Origin of the sequence: Mesorhizobium sp. B2-6-2 (assembly GCF_006440615.1) — a bacterium.
GTDB lineage: Bacteria > Pseudomonadota > Alphaproteobacteria > Rhizobiales > Rhizobiaceae > Mesorhizobium.
Window position 1 is genome coordinate 123,758 of sequence record NZ_VFUG01000005.1, and the last position, 20,455, is coordinate 144,212.

Here is a 20,455-nt window from a genome sequence, read left to right on the forward strand (position 1 = left end):
GTGCTTGAATTGGCCGGATTGGCGTCCCATAAGGGCACAGGGCTTTGGAAACGCAGAACAACAAGACGGGCGAAAATTGAATGCCGACTTTGTTTCGCTTCGTCGTGACGCTGGCGGTTCTTGCTGGCATTGCCTATGGCGCGATGTTCGCGCTGGCGATGTTCGTGGAGCCGAAAAAGGCCGAAATGAGCATCCGCATTCCGGCTGAAAAGCTCAACCCGAAGAAAAACTGACCCACGAACATCGACAAAGAGCTGATCCCGGCCGAATGAACAGCGCCGCCCGCATCGAAGCCTTCCTCGAGATGATGAGCGCCGAGCGAGGCGCGGCCGAGAACACGCTTTCGTCCTATCGTCGCGACCTGGAGGATGCTTCCGAGGCCATCAAGGGCGGACTGGCGGGCGCGGGATCGGCCGACATCCGCGCCTATCTCGACGACATCGCCGCGCGCGGCTTCGCGCCGACCTCGCAGGCGCGCAAATTGTCGGCCATCCGCCAGTTCTTCAAATTCCTCTATGCCGAAGGGCTGCGCGGCGACGACCCTACCGGCACGCTGGACAGCCCGCGCAAGGGCCGGCCGCTGCCGAAGACGATGAGCGAAGCCGAGACCGGGCGCCTGCTCGACCGGGCTGCGCAGGAAGCCGGAGAATCCGGGCCGGACGGCGACAGGCTGGCCGCGTTGCGCCTGCACGCGCTGGTCGAAGTGCTCTACGCAACGGGCTTGCGCGTGTCGGAACTGGTCGGCCTGCCGGTCACGGTGGCGTTGCGCGACGATCGCTTCTTCATGGTGCGCGGCAAGGGCGACAAGGAACGCATGGTGCCGCTTTCGAACAAGGCGCGCGCCGCCATGCGCGCCTGGCTCGCCGCAAGGGCCGAGCGGCCAGCCTTTGCCGAGAGCCCGTTCCTGTTTCCGGCCTCTTCCGACAGCGGCCATCTCTCCCGGCAGGTTTTCGCCCGCGATCTCAAGGGGTTGGCCGCGCGGACGGGGATCGCCGCGGCGAAAATCTCGCCGCATGTGCTTCGCCATGCTTTTGCCAGCCATCTCCTGCAGAACGGCGCCGATCTCAGAGCCGTTCAGCAACTCTTGGGCCTTGCCGACATCTCGACCACGCAGATCTACACCCACGTGCTGGAGGAGCGGCTGGTGCGGCTGGTCAACGATCATCACCCGCTTGCCGACTAGGCCTCATATCGCTATGTGAGGGCGACGTTCCACCGCCCGGAGCCGGCATTTCAGCGGTTCCGCCAGCCATTGCCTTCCGACGGATCGGTCCGCCCAAGCATGTACAATTACCTCGACTTCGAAAAGCCGGTGCAGGATCTGGAGCTCAAGATCCTTGAGCTGAAGAAGCTTGCCGAGAACGGCGAGGCGGTCGATGTCGCCGAAGAGATCAGCAGGCTGGAAAAGCGCTCGCGCGACGCTTTGCGCGACCTCTACAAGGCGCTCACGCCCTGGCAGAAGGTACAGGTCGCGCGCCATCCCGACCGCCCGCATTGCGTCGACTACATCAAGACGCTGTTCACCGATTTCACGCCTTTGGCCGGCGACCGCAACTACGGCGACGACCAGGCGATCGTCGGCGGCTTCGCGCGTTTTCGCGGCGAGCCGGTGGCGATCATCGGCCAAGAAAAGGGATCGGACACCGCAAGCCGCATCAAGCACAATTTCGGCTCGGTGCGGCCAGAGGGCTACCGCAAGGCGGTGCGGCTGATGGAATTGGCCGACCGCTTCCAGATCCCGCTTTTGACGCTGGTCGACACGGCCGGCGCCTATCCCGGCGTCGGCGCCGAGGAGCGCGGCCAGGCCGAAGCGATCGCGCGCTCGACCTCGGCCTGCCTGGCGCTGAAAGTGCCGTCGATCTCGGTGGTCATCGGCGAAGGCGGCTCCGGCGGCGCCATCGCGATCGCCACCGCCAATCGCGTCTACATGCTGGAGCATTCCATCTATTCGGTGATCTCGCCCGAAGGCGCCGCCTCGATCCTGTGGCGCGACACCACGCGCTCGAAGGACGCGGCAACCAACATGAAGATCACCGCGCAGGATCTTCTCGAGATGAAGATCATCGATGCCATCATTCCCGAGCCGATGGGCGGCGCCCAGCGCGCGCCGGAAACGGTGATTGCGTCCACCGGCGACCTCATCGCCAGGACGATGAAGGATTTCGCCGGCGCCAACACCGATTTCCGCGAGCAGCGCCGCGAGAAATACCTGGCGATGGGCCGCAGCCTCTGACCTCTCAAGTCCGGCAAGACGTTCAACTGTGGCCGGAATAAGCAATTCCGCCACAAAAATGCCGCCGGATTCGGCTCAATGGAAATCGCCGCGAGGGGTTTGCCAAGGCTTGCGGTAAGGAATTTTCAAGGTTAACGGGCTTACGGTCCACTGGTGTTCAGCCTATGGGCCCGGCCATGCCGAGAGCCGTTGGCCCGAGAGATAGAGACGTAGCCGTATCGATGTTTGCCAAGCTTGCCCGCACCGGAATCCTGATCGCCGCCATCGGCATCGCCGGCTGCAACGATTCGTCGATGAAGGACTTCGCGCCGGAGGCCAACAAGCCGTTGCCCGACAAGATCCTCGCCGACATGAGGGCCAAGGGCATGGTGCGCACCTCCTCGGTGATGGCGCGCATCTTCAAGGAGGAAGGCAAGCTCGAGATCTGGAAGGCCAAGACAAACGGCCGTTACGATCTTGTCGCCACCTACGACATCTGCAAATGGTCGGGAAAGCTCGGCCCCAAATACACCGAGGGCGACCGCCAGGCGCCGGAAGGTTTCTATACGGTGCGTCCCTCGCAGATGAACCCGCGCTCGAACTACCACCTGTCCTTCAACATCGGCTTCCCCAACGCCTATGACCGCGCCAATGGCCGCACCGGTCAGAACCTGATGGTTCATGGCGCCTGTTCGTCGTCCGGCTGCTATTCGATGACCGATGCCCAGATCGAGCAGATCTATGCCTTCGGCCGCGACGCCTTCCAGGGCGGCCAGACCGAGTTCCAGATCCAGGCCTTTCCGTTCCGCATGACCGCCGCCAACATGGCGCGCTACCGCAACGACCCGAACTACGATTTCTGGAAGATGCTGAAGGTCGGCTACGACAATTTCGAGATCACCAAGGTGCCGCCGAAGGTCGACGTCTGCGAGAAGCGCTACGTCTTCAACCAGGTCGCGCCCGAAGGCACGACCTTCGACCCGACCGGCCCCTGCCCCGCGATGACCCAGCCGGATTCGCTGAGGACGGCCTATGCCAATTACGAGAAGAGCTACGACGCGGCCTTCAATTCGGCCGTGAATTCGAGCACGCCGCCGCCGAAGCCGACGATTGCCGGCGTCAAGGAAGCCAGCATCGTTTCCGACTGGTCGAAGCGCCGCGCCCGCGGCGAGCGTGTGCCGATCGACCCGCCGTCGCTGAATTCCGACGGCTCGGTGACCGAAACGACCCGCATGGGCCGCATCGATTCCCCGCTCGGCCGCAAGATGGCGGCAGCCGACGCGGAAAAGGAAGCCAAGCGCAAGGCCGAAGAGCAGCGCCTGGCCGCGATCGAGGCGGCCAAGGTCGCCAAGGCACAGGCAAGGGCGCAGGCGCTGGCCGAGAAGGAGGCCGCCAAGCAGGCGGCGCAGCAACCGGTCGTCACCGCTGGCGTCGAAGCCGCGCCCGCCCAGCCGGCGCAGGAAACGCAGGCCGCCGCCGACGCCGACCAGGGCACCGTGTCGAAGCTGAAGAAGAAGCTTCTCGGCATGTTCGGCGGCTGAGATTTTTATGCATGTCGCCCAAAAGTGGAAGGCGGTTTTGGGATAACGACATGCATGAACAAAAGGCAAAGCCGCCCGCCATCTACGATCTCAAGGGACTGAACTGTCCGTTGCCGGTGCTGAAGGCCCGCAAGCGGCTGGCTGCGATGCGACCCGGCGCCCGGCTGTGGCTCGAAACCACAGATCCGCTGGCGGTGATCGACATCCCGGCCTTCTGCGCCGATGCCGGCCACCAGCTGCTCGAGACGGCGGCCGTCACTGGCGGCCACCGCTTCCTGGTCGAGCGCGGCAACGCGGCTGACCTGCTTGCTTCAGCTTAAAGCCCGGCAATCGCCAGCGGATTGGCTCCCAACGCCGCGCGGTCCGGCGTGTCGATCGACGGCTTGTTGGTGAAGGCGGCGAACAGCCGCTGGATATAGTCATCCGGCATGTCGAGCGTGATCAGCACCAGCCTGGTTCCGCGCTGGCCGTCGGGCCAGGCGGGCAGTCTCGCCGGCGGATGCAGGATCTTCTGCACACCATGGATGACCAGCGGCCGCGAGGGATCCTCCGCGAGTTCGATGACGCCCTTCATGCGCAGGAGTTTCTCGCCATGCGTCGAGCGCAGGAGGTCGAGGAACATCTCGATCGCCGAGAACGGCACCGGGCCGTCATGGACAAGCGAGTGCGAGCGCACGCGCGTGTCGTGGCGATGCTCATGATGGTGGTGGGGATCATGGTCGCCGTCATGGTGGTGATGGTCGTGATCATGGTCGTGCGCCGCCTCTTCGCCAAGCCAGCGCCGCACGTCGGCGGACTTGGTTTCAGGACCATAGAGGCCGCAATTGAACAGCGTCGCAGCGCTGCCCTCATTTACGCCGAGCACCACGGCGCCCGGATTGATCTGCTTGAGCCTTGCCCGCAACGCCTCGACCTCGGCCGCGCCGGCAAGATCGGTCTTGGTCAGCACGATGCGGTCGGCCACCGCGGCCTGTTTCACCGCCTCGACATGGGTGTCGAGCGTCGCCTCGCCATTGACGGCGTCGACCAGCGTGATGACGCCGTCGAGCCGAAACGCCTGCACCAGTGCCGGATGCGCCATGATCGACTGCAGCACCGGTGCCGGATCGGCCAGGCCCGTCGTCTCGACGACGACACGGGCCAATTTCGCGATACGGCCGGTCTGCAGCCGGTCGACCAGATCGGCGAGCGTATCGACCAGGTCGCCGCGCACCGTGCAGCAGAGGCAGCCGTCGGAAAGCTGGATGATACCGTCCGACGCCTGCTCCACCAGCAGATGGTCGATCACCACCTCGCCGAACTCGTTGATGATCACCGCCGTATCGGCAAGCGCCGGATCCTTGAGCAGCCGATTGAGCAGCGTCGTCTTGCCGGCGCCGAGAAAGCCGGTGAGCACCGAAACGGGAATGGGAAAGCTGCTCATTGGTTTGCCTAGTTGGCAGCTTTGACGGGCTGGTCGCCCTGCGCTCCGGCAGCGGCGGTCGCCAGCGGCTCGGCGCCGGGCGGCGCCGGCCTGTCCGGCCGCCAGATCGGCAGCGGCACATCGGCATAGTTCTGGTCAGTCTGGTCGACGAACGCCTTCGGCGCGGGTCCCGTGGCGCCGCCGAGGCCGACCGCGATGAGCGTAGGATGGGCGAGCTTCACCTGGTAAGGCGATTTCGGCTTATCCTTTGCGGCAACTTCGGGCGCCGCCTCCGATTGTTCCGCCTTCGGCTTTTTCGCGCAGATCTCGTCATGCATGTCGTTGGGTGACAGCGTGTCGCCATAGGGCTTGAGAGCGGCCAGCGTGGTCGAACCCGCCGCCGGCTTATCAAAACCCTGGTCGAGCAGCTTTGCCGCCGCTTCGGCGCGGCTGACCGCCGATTTCTCGCCAAGCACCACGGCGACGAGCGTGCGCCCGTTGCGCGTCGCCGAGCCGATCATGTTGAAGCCGGAAGAGCAGACGAAGCCGGTCTTCATGCCGTCGGCGCCGGGATAGCGGCCGATCAGGAGATTGTAGTTCGGGAGCGCCTTCTTGCCGACGGCAAGGCCTTCGATCGAGAACCACGGGGCATATTGCGGAAAATCATTGCGCAACGCCGTCACCAGCACGGCAAGGTCGCGCGCGGTCGTATACTGTTCCGGCGAATAGAGTCCGTTCGGGTTGACGAAATGCGTGCCCACCATGCCGAGCCGGGCCGCCTCGGCGTTCATGCGCTCGGCGAATGCGGCCTGCGACCCGCCGATATTCTCGCCGACTGCCATGGCTATGTCGTTGGCCGACTTGACCAGCATCATCTTCAGCGCATTGTCGAGCCGCATCACCGAACCCGGTTTGAAGCCCATCTTGCTCGGCGGCTCGCCGGCCGAATGCTTCGTCACCTTGATCGGCGAATCGAGCGCCACCTCGCCGGCCTGGATCGCGCGGAAGGCGACATAGGCCGTCATCAGCTTGCTGAGCGAGGCCGGATACCAACGCTTGAACGCGTCCTGGTGCTCCAGCACGGTGCCGCTCTTGAGGTCGAAAAGCACGACCGGATTGGCGCGCGCCGTGCCTGCAAGCACCGGAAGCGCCAGCGCGCCTGCCAGCAACAGGTTGAGGAAATGCCTTTGCCGCATGATCAAATCCGAAATCGCCTCTTGCCGTGATCGCCGCTGGCTCCGTAAGATTTCGTTACCCATCGCCAGCATAATGCGGGCCGACCCTCGATCCCGAGCCGCATTGTTGCGGTGCTATTTACCCTATGTGACGCCAAAATGGCAAAGTGCCATATATTCACAATTGCCGAGCAGTGGCTCTGAACCGACTGCCGCCAGTCAACCAAGAGATGGACCCGACCATGCCGATTCTGAACCGCGCCGCGCAAATGCAGGAAGAAGTTGCCGGCTGGCGACGACATCTGCACCAGACACCGGAGCTGAATTTCGACGTTTTCCAGACCGCCGGCTTCGTCACCGAGAAGCTGACGGCCTTCGGCTGCGACGAGGTGGTGACGGGACTGGGCAAGACCGGCGTCGTCGGCATCATCCGCGGCCGCAAGGGCGATGGCCCGACCATCGGGCTGCGCGCCGACATGGACGCGCTGCCGATCGACGAGATCACCGGCAAGCCGTGGGCCTCGACCGTGCGCGGCAAGATGCATGCCTGCGGCCATGACGGCCACACCGCCATGCTCTTGGGCGCCGCCAAATATCTGGCCGAGACGCGCAATTTCGCCGGCACCGTGGCGGTGATCTTCCAGCCGGCAGAGGAAGGCGGCGGCGGCGGCAACGAAATGGTCAAGGACGGCATGATGGAGCGCTTCGACATCGAAAAGGTGTTCGGCATGCACAATATGCCGGGCCTGCCGGTCGGCCAGTTCGCCATCAAGCCCGGCCCGATCATGGCCGCGACCGCCGAATTCACCATCACCGTCAAGGGCCGCGGCGGCCATGCCGCGATGCCGCACGGCACGATCGACCCGATCGTCATCGCCAGCCAGTTGGTCGGCGCGCTGCAAACCATTGCCTCGCGCAGCACCGATCCGGTCGAGTCCGTGGTGGTGTCGGTGACGAAGTTCCACGCCGGCGACGCCTATAACGTCATCCCCGAAAGCGCCGAGATCGCCGGCACTGTGCGCACGCTGAAGAAAGAAGTGGCCAAGAAATCGGAAGAGCGCATTCGCGCACTCTGCGCCGGCCTCGCCTCGGCCTTCGGCGCCACCATCGAGGTCGATTACGACGCCAACTACCCTGTCACCTTCAACCATGCCGAGGAAACCGTGTTTGCGGGCGACATCGCCGCCGACATCGCCGGCGACAGCCACGTCCACCGCGCCATCCAGCCGGTGATGGGCGGCGAGGATTTCTCCTATATGCTGGAAGCGCGCCCCGGCGCCTTCATTTTCATCGGCAATGGCGACTCGGCCGGCCTGCATCATCCGGCCTACGACTTCAACGACGAGGTCATCCCGCACGGCATGAGCTATTGGGTGAAGCTGGCCGAGACCGCGCTCGCCGCCTGACCGCACGCAGGCGAAAGCGGCGGCGTTCCCATCGCCTTCTCGCCTCTTGGCGAACCGGCCCGAAGCGTTTATGTGTCGGGCCGCGTGGTCCCGTAGCTCAGTAGGATAGAGCGGCAGATTCCTAATCTGTAGGTCACAGGTTCGATTCCTGTCGGGATCACCAACGTTTTCAAGGACTTGGTGAGCAAGTCGCCGCACTGCGAGCGTCAAAGTGATCCTGAAGTGAACGGCCCCGCAAGATGGTGCCTGCGCAAAAGTGTGGAGAGGCGGTTCGCGGCCTCGGCGAACGCTTCGCCTCCGGAAGCGATCAGCGCCGGTCGCTCCTGCTCGGACGCCGCCAGAATGCGTTCCCAGAACCCGGCGACGACGGCGCTCGACCGCGCGAGATCGCTGGCCGCGTCCTGGTCGTCGGCCAGCCCCGCCAACTGCCCGGGCGTGATGCCGCCGATACCGGGCGGGACTTTCGCTCCCATGTCGACGAAACCCGGAGGCAGCGATCCCTTCAGATTGTAGACGCGATGCTCGGTGACGGCGGCGTAGATCTGATCGATGGCCTGCTTGGCGCCGGCGACCCGGGAGGGATGGTCCGTGTCGGCCGCGGCATGTGGGAGAAGTTCCAGCTGCGGGCTATAGGCTTCGATCAGTCTGAGATAGGGCAGCATCGGCCCCGAAAGTGTGCCGCCATTGTTGAACAGGTCCGCATCGATGGCCGCATGGGAAACGCGTCCCGACGCAAGCGCGCGCTCCAGCGCTGCCACATCGACCAGTTCGCCTCGGTCGTAGTTGATCAGCACGGCGCCTGGGTTGAGAGCGCAAAGCACCCCGTCTGAGATCAGCCCGGCGTTGGCGTAACGTTGCTGGCCGGCATCGAAAGCACCCAGGCCGAGATGGACCGAAAGCGCGTCCGCGCCGCGCGCCGCGTCCACCATGGTCGCGGCGTAGTCGAAGCCTTCCAGCTCGATCCATTTGCGGTGACGGGGCCGCGCATGGATGGCGACCCGCATGCCGAAGGCCTGGCCGAGCCTGGCGAATTCCCGGCCGATATTGCCGTAGCCGATCACCGCCAGTCTTTTGCCTTCGAGCTTCTCGGTCGGGTAATGCCGCAGGTCTTTTCCGGTATCGAATTGCCCGCCGGCGACCAGCGCGTTGAGCCTGTCCACGGGAAGATCCGGCCTGACTTTCAGCAGCGCCTTCATGGCCATTTGCGCGGTTGCGCGGCTGTTGATGCCCGGCGTGTTCATGAGAGGCGCTTCGCCGCCTTCCCCGCTGCCCCCACCCCACGATGCCGAGCCCATATTGCCGGTGCCGGCGCCGATGCGCACGCCGCCGAGGCGGAATCTGGTCTCCGCCGGAATGAACGTCGCCGCGGCGATGACGGCGTCATAGCGGCCGTCGCCCGCCTCGGCCAACAATTCGTCACGCGTGCTCAATTGAGGTTGGTAGAAGAAATGCAGCCTGCCGGGATCAAGGGCGCCGGCCTTGGCGATGCCTGTCTGGTGGAACACGCCACCCCTGGCTTCGATATAAGCCTTGACCTCGCTGTGATCGGGATTGCCGTCCACGCCAAAGCGGAGGCCGACAAAGTCGCAAATCAGAATATTGGCTGATGTCATGGAGCGCGGTTTCCCCTGCAGCTCCCTCCAGCTACTCCAATCCGTCTTCCGATAGATCGACGCGAAGCGGCATATCCGAGTCGCAAGCGAGAGATTCGCCCCGGAAATTTGGACCGGCCGCGCTCGACCGCTGGTGGCGTTCAAGTGCCGCCTCGACGATCGCCGGCGTCCACCTTTGCGAAGGCGGCTACACCTGCCGGTGATGCTCAGCCCGGGCTGCCGGCGGCCGGATTGGCGATGATGGCGGCCCGGAAGCGGGCGACGAAATCGTCGAGCGCCAGGCGTTCGGCATCCGAGATCGCCCAGTAGGAGAAGGCGTCATCTGTCCAGTGGACCAGCAGGAAACCGCCTGCCGACAGATCGTCCGCCACCGGCACCGATTTGGCCTCGTTCTGCCGGGGTGCGGCCACCAGCGTGATCAGATGCTCGTGATGGCGGTAGACCAGAGCCGGCATCGGCCTGTCGCCGATCACCTCGACGCGCCCGCCAAGCAGGGCGTAACCATCCTTGGCCATGTCGGGCGCCGCAGGCGAGACGCCGATGCGGCCGTCGAGCCATGGCTTCACCGTGTGGCGGTCGGACGAGACGATGTCGACCGGAGTCGCCGCGAGCAGGCTGCGGCGATGGCCGTTGGCGACGGCCACGGCAAAGCTGTCGGCCCCATTGTCCGCCGTCGCCAGCCACTGCGTCGCGCCGCTGGCCAGAAACGCCGTCAGCACGATCGAGGCCGCCATCTGGCGCCAGTCGAAGGAGTTGAACCAGCGTGCCGCGCGCGGCCGCATCTCGACGACATTGCCTTGCTGCTGTTGCGGCTGTGACTGCGCCTTCACGGCTGTGGATTGGACGGCTTCGTCGGTCCCACTCACCTCGGCGATGGCCGCAATGCGGGCCAGAAAGTCGTCGCGGACCGTCTGGCGCGGCACATTGGCGACAGCGCCGCGCAGCGCCACCAGGCGCGCGTGTTCGGCGGCAAGCTCCGGATCGGCGGCCATGCGCCGCTCGACCGCCAGGGCGGCCGCGGCATCGAGCTCGCCATCGACAAGGGCGTGGATCATCAGCTTCATATCCTGCGGGTCCTGCGGCAATCCATCCTCACGCGGGCGATTTTCATGCGGGCTCATGGCGCCCTCCAAGTTCCGTCATCAAGAGGCCGCGGGCTCTCGCCAGCCGCGACATCACCGTGCCCTGCGGCACGCCGAGAATGGCGGCGATCTCGCGGTAGCTGAGGCCGTTGATGTCGCGCAGCACAAGTGTCTCGCGGAACGCTTGCGGCAGCCTGGCGATCGCCGCTTCCACCGCCGCCGAATTGGCCTTGGCAATCAGCGCCGCCTCCGGGCTGTCGGCGTCAGTGTCGGGCGGCGGCGACACGTCGTCGAGATCGGCGAGGTCGCCGACGGCGACCACGCTGCGCGGGCGGTTCTTCGCCATCCATGTGTAGGAAGCGTTGCGCACGATGGTGAGCAGCCACGCGCGGGGGTTTCCCCCAGCGAACCCTGCAATGCCCGCATGCGCCTTGAGGCAGGCCTCCTGCACCACATCCTCGGCGTCGGCTTGATTGCCCGTGAGCCAGCGGGCAAGCGACAGCGCATCGCTAAGATGCGGCAGCACCACTTCGGCAAAACGCGCTGCCAGCATCTTTTCGCTCAACACCGTTCCGCCGTCGGGCGCTCCCGCCATGGATTTGCCGCCCTCAGCGGGAGGCGACGATCTGTCCCTGCTCGTGTGGGCGAAGATCGCGACCGCAGGCGATGGCGCCTGCTTCGAGGGAGGAGAAGGCATTGGTGTCACCGGAGTCAAGTGTCTCGGAAGCAAGGCGTGCCTCGGAAGAGGACGGCGCATCGCTTGCTGCAACGGGGCGGTCGCCGTCATGGTCGTGGATCTCGATGGTGGCGATCGGCAGGGATCACGGCCGGCGGCGGGGCCGTATCGCCCGGACCGGACGCGCCCGGCTCATCCGCTCCAGGGGACGCCGGCGGCTGACGCCTTCGCCTTGTTCACGTGCGTATTTGTCTTCGCGCCGCTTCATGGTCGGTCTCCTGCTGTTGCGCACAAATGGCGCATGCCCTGGAGACCGGCGGACCGGGCCGTTTATTCCCGCCCGGTCGGCTTTTTGCTTCACGCTAGCGTGATCGGATGGCGCTACAGCGCCTGCAGCGCAAGCCCCCCCAGCGCGGATCCCGCCAGCGTCGGCAGCATGCCGAGCTTCAACCTGAACATCGCGACCATCGCCCCAACCGACAGCAGCGCGGCGCGCCAGTCGAGCGAGGACAGGACCGGAACCTCCACGCCCCAGCCAACGCTTGCGACCTTGCCGAAGACGACGTGCAGCGCGAACCACAATGCAAGATTCATGATCACGCCGACGACTGCCGCGGTGATCGCGCCCAGCGCCGCCGCCAGCGCCTTGTTCTGCCTGAGCTGCTCGATGTAGGGCGCGCCTAAAAATATCCAGAAGAAGCAGGGGACGAAAGTGGCCCACAGCGTCAGCGCCGATCCGAGCGATCCGGCAAGCAAAGGAGTGATCGCGCCGGCATGGCGATAGGCGGCGGCGAAGCCGACGAATTGCAGCACCAGGATCAGCGGCCCGGGCGTCGTTTCGGCAAGCCCCAGCCCGTCGACCATCTGTCCAGGCGAAAGCCAGTCGAACGAGGTCACCGCCGCCTGCGCCACATAGGCGAGAACCGCATAGGCGCCGCCGAAGGTGACCACGGCCATCAGGCTGAAGAAACCGCCGATCTGCGTCCACACGCTGCCGGGCCCCGCCAGCAAGGCGATCAGGGCCACCGGTCCGAGCCAGAGCGGCAGCCAGATGGCGATGGTGCGGGCCGCGTGCCATCTGGTCGGCACAGTGTGGCCGAGCTCGCCGCGCTCGAACATCAGGTCGACCACGCCTTTGATGTCGGCGACGCTGCCCTTGCCATGTGCCGAGCCGGAAAACAGCCGTGGCGCAAATCGATTGCCGATCCAGCCGATGAGGCCTGCCGCAAGCACGATCAGCGGAAACGGCAGCTTCACGAGATAGATGGCGAGGAAGGCCGCCACCGCGATCGCCACCATCGCACGGTTCTTCAGCGCCCGCTTGCCGATGCGGATCACGGCTTCGACGACGACGGCAAGCACCGCCGCCTTGACGCCGAAGAACAGCGCCTCAACGACCGGCGCGTCGTTGTAAAGCATGTAGAAGCTGCTCAAGCCCAGCATGACCAGCGCGCCCGGCAGCACGAACAGGCTGCCGGCGACGAGACCGCCTGCCGTCCGGTGCAGCAGCCAGCCGATATAGACGGCAAGCTGCTGGGCCTCGGGCCCAGGCAGGAGCATGCAGTAGTTGAGCGCGTGCAGGAACCGCTCCTCGCCGATCCAGCGGCGCTCCTCGACCAGTTCCTTGTGCATTAGCGCGATCTGCCCGGCCGGCCCGCCGAAGGACAGCAGGCCGATCTTGGCCCACAGCCGCGTCGCCTCGCGAAAACTCGGCGCGGTCGGGACATCGACCAATGGCGCGGCGTCGTTCTTGGCGAGTGCGGTCATTACGCCTTGCCTCCTGCCGGCCAGTTGTGCGTCTCGTCGGCGGCATCGCGGCACCAGCGGAAGAAGGCGTCATAGAAGAGCATGCCGGCTTCGAGCTGCTCAAGGTCGTCGCGGAACATGCGCGACAGGCCGAGCGAGGCGGCGAGGAACCCGGCCGCCTGCGGCACGAGGTCGAGGCGCGCCGTATCGGCGCTGCGCACGATCAGCGCCAGGCGATCGAGCGCTTCGACGCGCAGCCCGAACTCCTCGATCATCGTATCGAATGTGCAGCGATCGCCACGATGGCTCCAGAACACGCCTTCGATATCGAAGGGAACCGCGCCGAAGCGATCCGCCACAAGAGGCACTTCGGCTGGATCGACGAACAGGAAAACCGCCTCGGGATCGACGAAGCGGCGGATCAGCCAGGGGCAGGCGATTCGGTCGACCTTCGGCCGCGAACGCGTGACCCATACCGTACGCCCCTTTTCGGCGCGGGGCGGGATCGCGCCGGCGCTGATCAACGGTGCTCTGGCGGCGACCCAGGCCTCGAAGCCGCCTTCAAGCGATTCCGCCGGAATGCCTTCGTGGCGCAGCCACGCGGCAACACCTTGCGACAGTTTCTGCCCCCTCTGGCAGATCACGACCACTCTGCGTCCCGAAAATTCCGACGCCCAGCTTGAGACAGTCCTGAAATCGCGCCGGCATGACGCCGGCAACAGGCGCGGATCGGCTTCATAGTCCTCGCCGATGCGCACATCGACCAGGCAAGGCGCATCGGGCAAGCCGACGAGACGGGAAAGCTGCGGAACGGTGATTGCGGTTGTTGACGGCATAGCGTCCACCTCCTGAACAAAGAGAGCTTGGACGCGATCGTTGGGCTGACGCCTCACGGGGTCGTCGCGGGGAACCCCTTGCCGGAATGCTGGAACGGTCCCCCGCGATTGTCAAGAATTCAAATGCCAGGGGCGGAAGCTCCGCCCCTCGCATTACCTGAAGCGGCGGATGGCCTTACTGCGCCGTCCAGCCGCCATCCATCGGCAGGGTCGTGCCGGTGATCTGCCTGGCGGCGTCCGAGCACAGGAACACGGTCAACGCCGCCAGCTCCTCGACGGTGACGAATTCCTTGGTCGGCTGCGCCGCAAGCAGCACGTCGTGCTTGACCTGCTCCTCGGTCATGCCGCGCGCCTTCATCGTGTCGGGAATCTGCTTCTCGACCAGCGGCGTCCAGACATAGCCAGGCGCGATCGCATTTACGGTGATGCCGTCCTGCGCCACTTCCAGCGCCACCGTCTTGGTCAGGCCGGCGATGCCGTGCTTGGCCGAGACATAGGCCGACTTGAACGGCGAGGCGACCAGCGCATGCGCCGAAGCCGTGTTGATGATTCGGCCCCATTTGCGGCTCTTCATGCCGGGCACCGCCGCCTTGATGGCGTAGAAGGCGGCCAGAAGGTTGATGCGGATGATGGCTTCCCACTTGTCGTCGGGAAATTCCTCGATCGGCGCGACATGCTGGATGCCGGCATTGTTGACCAGGATGTCGAGGCTGCCGAACGCCGCCTCGGCCTCGTGGATCATGGCGGTGACTGCGGCGCCGTCCATCATGTTGGCGCCCGAATAGCGGCACTTGACGCCGAAATCCTTTTCGATGCCGGCCCGCTCCTGCTCGATCGCCGCCGCGTCGCCCAGGCCGTTGATGGTGACGTTAGCGCCCTCCGCGGCGAAGGCACGGGCGATTGCAAGGCCGATGCCGCTGGTCGAGCCGGTGACGAGCGCATTCTTCGAAGACAGGGAAACCATGGGAGATCTCGCAAGAGGTGGGAGGGACTTATCAACGCAACGAGTTGGGAGAGCAGATAGTTGGTGCAATGCAGCACGACAATGGCACGGCCATGTGTCGGCTCGATTACAGCGCGGCAGCGCCATTTGCCGGCTCCGTGGCCGCATGTCGCCGGGCTGACACGGCACTGTCATGCTGCCATGCAACATATTTGCCAGCGCATTCGCGCGGGTCATTTCACAGCTTACTGGGGCACCAGCCATGGAAATCGCCGATGTCGTGAAGCGCGCCTATGCCATGCCGCTCACCAACCCTTCCTTCCCGCCCGGCCCTTATCGTTTCTTCGACCGCGAATACATCATCATCACCTACCGCACGACGCGCGAAGCGATGGAAGCCGTCGTGCCGGCGCCGCTCGAGATAGACGAGCCGCTGGTCAAATACGAATTCATCCGCATGCCGGACTCGACCGGTTTCGGCGACTACACCGAGACCGGCCAGGTCATCCCGGTGCGCTACAAGGGCCAGCACGGCGGCTACGTGCATTCCATGTATCTCGACGACGACGCGCCGATCGCCGGCGGCCGCGAGCTCTGGGGTTTCCCGAAAAAGCTCGCCAACCCCAAGATCGTGCATGAGGGCGAGGTGGTGGTCGGCACATTGCATTATGGCAGCGTGCTCTGCGCCACCGGAACCATGGGCTACAAGCACCGCGAAGCCGACCACGACCAGGTGCTCGCCTCGCTCGCCGCGCCCAACTTCCTCATCAAGATCATCCCGCATGTCGACGGCAGCCCGCGCATCTGCGAGCTGGTCCGCTACTACCTCACCGACATCACGCTGAAGGAAGCCTGGACGGCACCCGCCGCGCTCGACCTTCGGCCGCATGTCATGGCCGATGTCGCCAAGTTGCCTGTGCTCGACATCGTCTCGGCCGTTCACTTCACCGCCGATCTGACGCTGGGTCTCGGCGAAGTCGTGCATGATTATCTCGCGGACCGCGGCCGATCGGCTGCCGGCGCGAAGGAGCTGGAGAAAGCCGGTGCTTGAGCGTACCCGCAACAAGGCGGCCGCCGCCACCATCCAGGAAATCACTGCGCAATATGACCGCATCGCCCTGGTCTTCCAGGGCGGCGGCGCGCTCGGCGCCTATCAGGCAGGGGTCTATCAGGCGCTTGCCGACGCCGGCTGCGAGCCGACCTGGCTTTCCGGCGTCTCGATCGGCGCCATCAACGCCTCGATCATCGCTGGCAACGAGCCGAGCCGCCGCCTGCAGCGGCTGGAGCAGTTCTGGCAGACGATCTCGGGCCGCAAGATCTGGGCCTATACGCCCGAAGGCGACATCTATCGCGATATCCGCAACCAGACCTCGTCATTGATGACCATGACGATGGGCCAGCCGGGCTTCTTCAAGCCGCGCAGCCCGAACCCCTGGTTCCAGCTGTCGGGAGCCGAAGGCGCCACCAGCTTCTACGACACCGCCGAGCTCAAGGACACGCTGGAGAGCCTGATCGACTTCGACGTGCTGAACGACGGCAAAAAGCGCTTGAGCGTCGGCGCGGTCAATGTCAGGACCGGCAACTTCGTCTATTTCGACACCGACAAGGTGCGCATCGGGCCGGAGCACATCATGGCGAGCGGCGCGCTGCCGCCGGCCTTCCCCTCGATCCGCATCGAAGGCGAGTATTACTGGGACGGCGGCATCGTCTCCAACACGCCGCTGCAATATCTGCTCGACCAGGAGGAGGACCGCTCCTCGCTGGTGTTCCAGGTCGATCTGTTCAGCGCCCGCGGCGTGCTGCCGCGCGGCTTGGCCGACGTCCTGTCGCGCCACAAGGACATCATGTATTCCAGCCGCACGCGCCAGAACACCGACAACTTCCAGCGCATCCATGCGCTCAAGATGAAGCTGCTCGACGCGCTGAAGCGCGTGCCGCCGGACCAGCTCAAGGACGGCGAGAGGGAACTGATAGCCGACTATTCCGACGCCGGCGTCGTCAACATCGTCCACCTGATCTACCAGCACAAAGGCTATGAAGGCCACGCCAAGGATTATGAGTTCTCGGGCACCTCGATGCGCGAGCATTGGGAGATGGGGCTGGAAGACACCGAGCGCACGCTGCGCCACAAGAAGTGGCTGATGCTGCCCGACAATGCCGACGGCGTCACCATCCACGACCTGCATCGCGAAGACCCAACCTGACAAGTTGTACCCGCCCGGGCCGTTTCGAGATCCGGGTGCCTGGACCGATAGGCATCCTAGAACTTGAGATCGGCGCCGGCTCGCAGCAGCAGCCAATAGAACAAGCCCGTCGCGCCACCCGCAAGCAGCATCGCCAGCAGGAAGCCGCCATGGGTGTGGGTCAGCGGCAGTCCTTCGGTGTTCATGCCGAAGATGCCGACGATCAGCGTTCCCGGCAGGAGCAGCGCGCTCATCACCGCCAGCGCCTTCAGGCTGCGGTTGGATTCGTCCGCCAACTCGGCCGCGACCTCTTCCTGCAGCAGCCTTGCCCGGTCGTTGACCATGACGACTTCGCGGTCGAGCCTTTTGAGGCGTGCCGACAGCTTGCCCAATATCTCGTGGGCGCCCGCCGACAGCTCCCAGCCGGCACGGTTCTCGTCCAGGAACAGCGCCACCTGCGCCGAGATCGGACGGTGCAGCGAGACGGTTAGGCGACGCACGTCCTTGATCCGGCGGCGCTCGTCGGCCAGCCGCTCGGTGACCAGATGATCCTCGACCTCGTCCAACTGCTTCGTCGCCCGCGCCAGGCGTTCGCTAGCGCTCCTGCAGAAGGCGAGCACGATCGCTGCGAACAGCTCGAAGGCCGAGGCGGGCTTGAATCCTTCCGAAAGCGTCTTGTTGACGTCCTCGACGGCGGCCAGCGAATGGCGCCGGCCGGTCACCAGCAACCGATCCGTCACGGCGAAATGCAGTCGGCCGATGGTGGTCGACCTCCGTCCGATCTCGCCATGCAGATCGGCGGCGATGCCGTGCACGACACCCTTTTCATGCGCCAGCGCCATGCTGTCCTCATGGCCTTCGAGGATCGCATGCGCCGATTGCGGCAGCGCGCAGGCATGGCTGATCCAGGAATGGGCGCGCTGGTCGATAAGGTCGACATGCAGCCACACCCAGCCATCCGGCTCGGCAAGGACCGCCTCGATATCCTTTGGCGCGATCGGCTCGGCCGGTGCATCGGCTTTGCCGCGATAGGCCCATATCAGGCCGGGCGCATGGTGCCGGCTGTCGTCCCAGGCAAGCAGCGTCAGATGTGATGCGTCATTCATGGCTGCCACTCAATCACATGCTGAAAAAGCAAGACGGCGCCGAAACCGGCGCCGTCGATGTTGCCGATCAGGCATGAACCGCCGCTCAGAAAACGTGGCGGAGGATCACGAACAGCACGAAGGCCAGCGCGATCGAGCAGGGCAGCGTGAGCACCCAGGCCAGCAGCAGGTTGCGCACGGTCGACCACTGCAGGCCGGAGCCGTTCGCCGCCATGGTGCCGGCGACGCCGGACGACAGCACGTGCGTCGTCGACACCGGCAGGCCGAAACGGTCGGCCATGCCGATAGTGATCATCGCGACCAGCTCGGCGGCGGCGCCCTGGCCATAAGTCAGGTGGCTCTTGCCGATCTTCTCGCCGACGGTGACGACGATGCGCTTCCAGCCGACCATGGTGCCGAGGCCGAGCGCCAGCGCCACGGCGATCTTCACCCACAGCGGAATGAACTTCGTCGCGTTGTCGACCGCCTTGTGGTAGTCGGTCACCGCCTTGAGATCGGCGTCCTGCATCGGCAGCAGCTTCTTCTTGTCGATCAGCTTCAGCGCTTCGCCGATCAGATAGATGTCGTTGCGCGCGTTGCTGACCAGATCGGTCGGCACGTTGTCAACCGAGGCGTAAGGCTGCAGCCCGGCGGTGGTGTTGTGGATATAGGTCTGCAGCGCGATCGTAGTCTGATCGTTCCAGCTCTTGCTGCGCACGGCCTCCTGCACGGCAGCCTTGGCAGCATTGGCATCGGCGACTGTAACGCCAGGCTTGACGTACTTGCCCAGAGCCTGCTCGACAGACACCGAGGCCGACTTGTAGGCGTCGAGATAGTTGATGTCGGGCGTGCGGTTGAGCGCGTAAGCCGTCGGCACCACGCCGATCAGGATCAGCATGATCAGTCCCATGCCCTTCTGGCCGTCATTGGAGCCGTGCGCGAAGCTGACGCCGGTGCAGGTAAAGATCAGCAGGGCACGGATCCACCATGGCGGCGGCGCATTGCCCTTCGGCGCTTCGTAGAGCGCCGGATTGCGCACCAGGAGCTTCATGGCATAGAGCAGGATGGCGGCGGCGAAGAAGCCGACGATCGGCGAGACCAGCAAGGTGATGCCGACATTGGTCGCCTGCCCCCAGTCGACGCCGCTGGTGGCGCTTCCGGCCGGGGCCATGAACTGGTTGGCGAGGCCGACGCCGATGATCGAGCCGACCATCGTGTGCGAACTCGAAGCCGGCAGGCCGAGGAACCAGGTGCCGAGGTTCCACAGGATGGCCGCGACCAGAAGCGCGAACACCATGGCGAAGCCGGATGACGAGCCGACCTGCAGGATGAGCTCGACCGGCAGCAGCGACAGGATGCCGAAGGCCACCGCGCCGCTCGAGGTCAGCACCCCGAGGAAATTGAAGACGCCCGACCACATGACGGCGAATTCGGCCGGCAGCGAGCGCGTGTAGATGACGGTGGCGACCGCGTTGGCGGTGTCGTGAAAGCCGTTGACGAACTCGAAGCCCAGCGCGATCAGAAGGGCGATGCCGAGCAGGATCCAGGGCACCGTCTTGGCGATGGCCAGATCTTGGCTGAGCGCATAGCCGACATAGACGATGCCGACGAGCACCAGCACGCCGAAAGCCGGCAGGAACCATTTGGCACCGCCCGATTGTTCCAGGGGATGATCCGGTCTCGGGATCCCCGCCTCACTCGAAACTACGTCCACCATTGTCCCACTCCTTTTGCATTGCAGCAAAGAACCGGGGAGAACGCTATGTCCCTAGGATGAAGCTGGTGTGACGCTCTTAACCGTTTGGTCACCACCAAACCGCTTGGTCACTACCAAACTGTTTGGTCACTACCAAGCCGTTTGGTCGCCACCAAACTGTTTGGTGAGCTATCCGGCTATCTTCAGGAGCGACGACACCAGAAGCCTGCGCTCGTCTTCGGACAGCACGTCTGAATCAAACAGGTTCATGCTGCGCATCCCCTCAATGGCGAGATAGCAGACCAGCAGCGAGCCGAGGTCGTCCGTCTCTCCTTTCAGCCGTTCGAACAGCTGGCGCTTGAAGGCCTTGATCGGCGTCAGAAAATCGGGATCTTCGGCGATCGCCGAGAACATCCACGACGCCGAGGGTTTCGGCCGCTCGCAGTCGTCGGCCGACAGCTTGATATAGGCTGAGAGGACGCTCTCGTGACCGGCCTCGGTGGCGCGCGTTTCCAGCGCCTTCTGGAAATCGCTGAGATAGCTTTCGACCAGGCCCTGCATCAGCTTGGCCTTGGTCGGAAAATTATAGAGCAGGCCGCCTTTCGATACTCCGGCGCGGCTGGCGACCGCCTCGAGCGACAGGCTTCCCGGACCAGCCTCGCGCGCCACATCGGCGGCGGCGGCAAGTATCTTCTCGCGTGAGTTCGCCCTGGGTACTCTCATTGCTTCCCCTACATTAGCCTAGGCGGAATTGACAAGACCGTCCAGCCGGTACAGTAAGGCGCGCCATTTGAAATCGGGACTTATCGTCGATATGTGTCCCGGCATCGATTGTTTTTGCCGGCTGCCGGCTCGAGGG

19 protein-coding genes and 1 tRNA gene are annotated in these 20,455 nt (G+C 64.7%); 9 read left to right on the forward strand and 11 right to left on the reverse strand.

All coding sequences use genetic code 11. The annotated features are described in order from the left end of the window. Positions 1 to 80 precede the first annotated feature (80 nt). From FJ419_RS13095 to FJ419_RS13115, 5 genes are all read left to right on the forward strand, one after another. On the forward strand, positions 81 to 233 hold the full coding sequence (locus FJ419_RS13095) for a hypothetical protein (protein ID WP_042643428.1): 153 nt from the start codon (positions 81 to 83) through the stop codon (positions 231 to 233). Positions 234 to 268: 35 nt separating this feature from the next. Further along, complete coding sequence (locus FJ419_RS13100; protein WP_140692786.1) at positions 269 to 1,183, forward strand: site-specific tyrosine recombinase XerD; 915 nt, start codon at positions 269 to 271, stop codon at positions 1,181 to 1,183. A gap of 99 nt (positions 1,184 to 1,282) precedes the next feature. Beyond that, positions 1,283 to 2,233, forward strand: a complete 951-nt coding sequence (locus tag FJ419_RS13105) for an acetyl-CoA carboxylase carboxyltransferase subunit alpha (RefSeq protein ID WP_140692788.1) — start codon at positions 1,283 to 1,285, stop codon at positions 2,231 to 2,233. Between the two features lie 221 nt (positions 2,234 to 2,454). Continuing rightward, a complete protein-coding gene (locus FJ419_RS13110) occupies positions 2,455 to 3,753 on the forward strand; it encodes a murein L,D-transpeptidase family protein (RefSeq protein ID WP_140692791.1) in 1,299 nt (432 codons plus the stop codon). A gap of 50 nt (positions 3,754 to 3,803) precedes the next feature. Further along, complete coding sequence (locus FJ419_RS13115) at positions 3,804 to 4,073, forward strand: sulfurtransferase TusA family protein (protein WP_140692794.1); 270 nt, start codon at positions 3,804 to 3,806, stop codon at positions 4,071 to 4,073. On the opposite strand, the gene FJ419_RS13120 is transcribed toward FJ419_RS13115, so the two are convergent. After that, positions 4,070 to 5,176, reverse strand: coding sequence for a GTP-binding protein (locus tag FJ419_RS13120; protein WP_140692797.1), 1,107 nt, complete (start codon positions 5,174 to 5,176; stop codon positions 4,070 to 4,072). The genes FJ419_RS13115 and FJ419_RS13120 overlap by 4 nt on opposite strands. An 8-nt stretch (positions 5,177 to 5,184) precedes the next feature. Continuing rightward, positions 5,185 to 6,351, reverse strand: coding sequence for a D-alanyl-D-alanine carboxypeptidase family protein (locus FJ419_RS13125; RefSeq protein WP_140692800.1), 1,167 nt, complete (start codon positions 6,349 to 6,351; stop codon positions 5,185 to 5,187). A gap of 221 nt (positions 6,352 to 6,572) precedes the next feature. On the opposite strand from FJ419_RS13125, the gene FJ419_RS13130 reads away from it, so the two are divergent. After that, positions 6,573 to 7,736, forward strand: coding sequence for a M20 aminoacylase family protein (locus FJ419_RS13130; protein WP_140692803.1), 1,164 nt, complete (start codon positions 6,573 to 6,575; stop codon positions 7,734 to 7,736). Positions 7,737 to 7,822: 86 nt separating this feature from the next. Further along, positions 7,823 to 7,899, forward strand: a tRNA-Arg gene (locus tag FJ419_RS13135). Positions 7,900 to 7,942: 43 nt separating this feature from the next. On the opposite strand, the gene FJ419_RS13140 is transcribed toward FJ419_RS13135, so the two are convergent. The 6 genes from FJ419_RS13140 to FJ419_RS13165 form a co-directional block, all read right to left on the reverse strand. Next, the gene (locus FJ419_RS13140) at positions 7,943 to 9,349 is read right to left on the reverse strand and encodes an NAD(P)-dependent oxidoreductase (RefSeq protein ID WP_140692814.1); all 1,407 of its coding nucleotides are present in this window, start codon (positions 9,347 to 9,349) and stop codon (positions 7,943 to 7,945) included. Positions 9,350 to 9,555: 206 nt separating this feature from the next. Further along, on the reverse strand, positions 9,556 to 10,470 hold the full coding sequence (locus FJ419_RS13145; RefSeq protein ID WP_140692820.1) for an anti-sigma factor: 915 nt from the start codon (positions 10,468 to 10,470) through the stop codon (positions 9,556 to 9,558). After that, the gene (locus tag FJ419_RS13150) at positions 10,457 to 11,026 is read right to left on the reverse strand and encodes a sigma-70 family RNA polymerase sigma factor (protein ID WP_140692832.1); all 570 of its coding nucleotides are present in this window, start codon (positions 11,024 to 11,026) and stop codon (positions 10,457 to 10,459) included. Before FJ419_RS13150 ends, FJ419_RS13145 begins: the two co-directional genes overlap by 14 nt. A gap of 462 nt (positions 11,027 to 11,488) precedes the next feature. Beyond that, complete coding sequence (chrA, locus tag FJ419_RS13155) at positions 11,489 to 12,874, reverse strand: chromate efflux transporter (protein ID WP_140692839.1); 1,386 nt, start codon at positions 12,872 to 12,874, stop codon at positions 11,489 to 11,491. Then, a complete protein-coding gene (locus FJ419_RS13160) occupies positions 12,874 to 13,689 on the reverse strand; it encodes a sulfurtransferase/chromate resistance protein (protein WP_140692843.1) in 816 nt (271 codons plus the stop codon). The genes chrA and FJ419_RS13160 overlap by 1 nt, the downstream gene beginning before the upstream one ends. Before the next feature lie 175 nt (positions 13,690 to 13,864). Next, positions 13,865 to 14,653: a 3-hydroxybutyrate dehydrogenase gene (locus tag FJ419_RS13165; RefSeq protein ID WP_140692850.1), complete on the reverse strand. Its 789-nt coding sequence runs from the start codon at positions 14,651 to 14,653 to the stop codon at positions 13,865 to 13,867. Positions 14,654 to 14,894: 241 nt separating this feature from the next. Here FJ419_RS13165 and FJ419_RS13170 point away from each other — a divergent pair, with 241 nt between their 5' ends. After that, the gene (locus tag FJ419_RS13170) at positions 14,895 to 15,683 is read left to right on the forward strand and encodes an acetoacetate decarboxylase (protein ID WP_140692856.1); all 789 of its coding nucleotides are present in this window, start codon (positions 14,895 to 14,897) and stop codon (positions 15,681 to 15,683) included. Continuing rightward, positions 15,676 to 16,836 (forward strand): patatin-like phospholipase family protein, encoded by a 1,161-nt coding sequence (locus tag FJ419_RS13175; RefSeq protein WP_140692865.1) that lies wholly within the window; start codon positions 15,676 to 15,678, stop codon positions 16,834 to 16,836. The genes FJ419_RS13170 and FJ419_RS13175 overlap by 8 nt, the downstream gene beginning before the upstream one ends. 56 nt (positions 16,837 to 16,892) lie before the next feature. Here the strand turns inward: FJ419_RS13175 and FJ419_RS13180 are convergent, their stop codons facing one another. The 3 genes from FJ419_RS13180 to FJ419_RS13190 form a co-directional block, all read right to left on the reverse strand. Then, positions 16,893 to 17,921 carry a transporter gene (locus FJ419_RS13180; RefSeq protein ID WP_140633074.1) on the reverse strand — a complete coding sequence of 343 codons (1,029 nt, stop codon included), beginning with the start codon at positions 17,919 to 17,921 and terminating at the stop codon, positions 16,893 to 16,895. An 85-nt stretch (positions 17,922 to 18,006) separates the two neighbouring features. After that, positions 18,007 to 19,617, reverse strand: a complete 1,611-nt coding sequence (locus FJ419_RS13185) for an inorganic phosphate transporter (protein WP_140544293.1) — start codon at positions 19,615 to 19,617, stop codon at positions 18,007 to 18,009. A 168-nt stretch (positions 19,618 to 19,785) separates the two neighbouring features. Next, positions 19,786 to 20,319 carry a TetR family transcriptional regulator gene (locus FJ419_RS13190; protein WP_140692872.1) on the reverse strand — a complete coding sequence of 178 codons (534 nt, stop codon included), beginning with the start codon at positions 20,317 to 20,319 and terminating at the stop codon, positions 19,786 to 19,788. Between the last annotated feature and the right edge of the window lie 136 nt (positions 20,320 to 20,455).